This window comes from Neisseria sp. HMSC068C04, from assembly GCF_001810105.1.
GTDB classification, from domain to species: domain Bacteria; phylum Pseudomonadota; class Gammaproteobacteria; order Burkholderiales; family Neisseriaceae; genus Neisseria; species Neisseria flavescens_B.
In genome coordinates, this window is the sequence record NZ_KV799997.1 from 64,251 (window position 1) to 64,833 (window position 583).

Genomic DNA, 583 nt, shown 5'->3' on the forward strand with positions numbered 1-583 from the left:
AAAACCTCCCCACCACATGGGGATTAAAACTTTGCTACTTCAACCCAGTTCTCGAAAACTTCTTTCTCTGAAAAACCTCCCCACCACATGGGGATTAAAACTTTGGTTTCAGTTTCGGCATCAAGATTCTTTTTGCTCTGAAAAACCTCCCCACCACATGGGGATTAAAACGTATCATAGCCTTCCAAACCTTTAGCGAAGACTCTGAAAAACCTCCCCACCACATGGGGATTAAAACTCATGCCCTCGGTGTATTGCACACCATCGTCAGCCTCTGAAAAACCTCCCCACCACATGGGGATTAAAACATTTCAATACGACAGTTTTGCCGTATGCCCAGTGTCTCTGAAAAACCTCCCCACCACATGGGGATTAAAACTTCGATGTCCTTACCGAATTTGGTTTGGAATTTGGCTCTGAAAAAACTCCCCACCACATGGGGATTAAAACTTCTTGTGAACCAATAGAGCAGCACAGATAGTTTCTCTGAAAAACCTCCTCACCACATGGGGATTAAGACTAGTCGCCGTTGAGGGCATTAAAGCCCACTTGAATCTCTGAAAAACCTCCCCACCACATGGGG

The 583-nt window shown here is 45.3% G+C and carries 1 CRISPR repeat array.

The window, feature by feature from the left end:
* A CRISPR array of direct repeats spans nucleotides 1–520; the repeat unit is 30 nt; unit sequence AAAACCTCCCCACCACATGGGGATTAAAAC.
* Nucleotides 521–583 lie beyond the last annotated feature (63 nt).